Genomic DNA, 2,676 nt, shown 5'->3' with positions numbered 1-2,676 from the left:
GAGCTTTCTCTAATGTTGTATTGAAAAAATCATATTCAATAATGTTACTATCCTATAGATTGAATCCCTGCAATCCGATAACTAGATCTGATACTTCAGTTAACGCAAAAGATATTTTTATTTTTCCTTTGGTAGCTATTATTTCTGTTGCTAATGGGACGAGTTTATTTTTGGCGTTTCTATGATATATCGCAAGGTTAGACTGAGCGTTAAACGTGGAGTGATGGATTTCTAAATAATTAGCTGTTTTAAGGGAGTCTGTATGTGGTGTAAACAAACATTCTGTTTTCATTTTACGTTTCATTTTACGCTTTTCCCTATTACTTAGTTGGAGTGTTGAGCTATAAAGTTGATCTTCTTTGTGTACTTCGAGAGGAGAAGGTAAAATTCTTCCCAATAAACTGTCACTTATTTTGTTTACCGGAAATACGAGGTCATGATTCGGAAATTTATAAGCTTTTGATTTGGATTTGATATACTTCTTATTCGCCATGACACTCCAAATTCTTCGTTGGTTATCAAAGATTTCATCGCCGAAAAGCTCATATAGATGTTTCATTTCGTAAATCTGGTAACGCATGTATTTATTACTAAGACCTCTGTTTTTTCGGTTGTAATAACTCCACATGTGGGTGTCGAAATGGTGTAAACTATTGGTAAAACCTTCGTAGGTTTCATCAAAGATACGCTTGGCCATTGTATCGTTGGGGTGGAAGTCACAATACTCTTTTAAACCAATTAAACCATTAATATATCCATTGAGAACTTGTGGTGAACGATTCGAATTGGGGTATTCTTCTATCCAGGTATAACCTTCTGGAGTTTTTGAAATGGTGCCTCCGTCTTCTTGATTCTGAAGTAAAACATAAGCTACTTTTTCAATAATAGGGAGTACTTCTTCATCTTGGGTTAGGTCGTAATAACGCAAAAGATAACTTACTGCATAACCTTGCGTCATGCCAGAATACCAAGGCGCTTTTAAATCCCAAAAATTATAGTTGTACGGAAGCCCCATTCCTTTACCGTTGAATAGGCTATGTACTTTTGAGGTGTCTTTAAAATACTTGATTTGGTCCACGCATTTTTTATAGTAGATACTATCCCCTGTGTCTTTAAAGTAATAGTAAGATAATACTCCAAATTGAGAAATTGATAGGGGGTGGTACCTGTAGTTGGACAGTAGAATTCCCGTTGAATCAAGGGTTCTGTTTCCTTCCATCTCATGTAGATCAATTCTGTCTACGATACAAGAATATCTTTTTAGGGTTTGACCGAAGGTAAAGTTCAAACATAGAAATAAAGTGAGTAGGCTGAGGAGTTCTTTTCGAAAGATTATCATTTTTTTAGGTGTGTAAATTTGATTGTTTCCGTTTAGTTGTAAATACTTAACAACTCTATTGAGGGTTGCTTGTATTCAGTTTATTTGTGAAAGTTGGCTACTAAGTTAATTGAAAAAGTGTTGAACGGGAAGTCGTGTAGCCCTTTTTGAAAGCTAAAAGAGTAATTTAATTGACGGTCTAAGTTCGTTTTTAATTTAGCACGAAACACTAAAGGTCTATCTCCGTTGTTGAGATAACCATAATACCCGGCAAGGGTGGATTGAAAAATGAGTTTTTTATGGGTGAGTTTTACACCTAAACCGTAGAGAAATGCATCGTCTTGTTGTTGTGCGTTTCCATGCATTTGCCAAACGTAAAAACCTCCCATAGCAAAAGGTCTTATTGTGGTGGTTTGAGAATTGTTCAGGGAATAGTTTTTACCAAAAGACAGATCCATAAAGTAGGCTGGAGAATCTGTAAAGCGTGCGTCGGAAAGTTTGGATCCTGATGCTGTTTTTAGGTTGATGGAAAGCATAATATCTGGCCAGAAACGATGGTTTTCGATAACTTGTACATAGGTTCCGACATAAAAATCGCCTACTGCAAAACCTTTACCCGATTCACCTCTTGCGGCGCGCAAGTTTCTTGTAGCAGTATCTGTCTGGTAAAACTCGAAAGGTACTATTTGTACTTGCAGCCCTACTTTAGGCGTGTGAAGAGGGAGGTAAAAGGAAGTATTGCTATTTTGCGTGTTATCACCCGGCGAAAAGTGTAAATCTGTTCCAATTTTAAGTTCTGCGTTGCGCAGCGTCCTTCCTTGATTAACGATAGGTACAGGGAGGGCATTCGGTCCCATGTGGGCAGTGTTGGTAGTGATGTAATCGTACCAGGGGGTGTAACCATCCCAATTGTGGGTTTCGTTCCACCAAGCGTAATCTTGTCCTAGAGAATTCAATGGAATAAGAATTACACCTAGGAGTATAATAATTAATCTAAACATGCAGCGAGTATTTTTCGGGAGCAAAGTTAGTTGAAACTTCATGAAGGAGCAAAGGGAATCCAAACAGGGATAGTATGGAAAGGGAGGGCAGACAAAAGAAAAAAGGCAAACGAGGAGGGATAAAGCGACCTAAGAAGCTTGAGCGCTACCGATTGCTTTGTTTTGGCAACTGACCTTGGAAGGAAAGCCCGGCGGTTTGCCCTATACTTACTTAAGTAAAAGGCATAAAAAAAAGCGGCTCTACACCGCTTTTCTAAACTATTTAATTTTTAACAGGGATACCATTTTTATCTTTGAAATTTCCTGTAGCAATAAGGATAATATCAATTAATGACCAAATTCCTAGTCCTCCTAAGG

General features: G+C 37.7%; 2 protein-coding genes. Both read right to left on the bottom strand.

The window, feature by feature from the left end; translation table 11 throughout:
* Positions 1 to 52: 52 nt before the first annotated feature.
* Positions 53 to 1,339: a D-glucuronyl C5-epimerase family protein gene (locus AC22ZQ_RS14005; RefSeq protein WP_318959384.1), complete on the bottom strand. Its 1,287-nt coding sequence runs from the start codon at positions 1,337 to 1,339 to the stop codon at positions 53 to 55.
* An 80-nt stretch (positions 1,340 to 1,419) separates the two neighbouring features.
* A complete protein-coding gene (locus tag AC22ZQ_RS14000) occupies positions 1,420 to 2,319 on the bottom strand; it encodes a hypothetical protein (protein ID WP_318959383.1) in 900 nt (299 codons plus the stop codon).
* Between the last annotated feature and the right edge of the window lie 357 nt (positions 2,320 to 2,676).

It is taken from the genome of Lishizhenia sp. (assembly GCF_057456495.1).
Note: the sequence above shows the minus strand (reverse complement) of the source record. Positions and strands in the feature narration are given on the sequence as shown.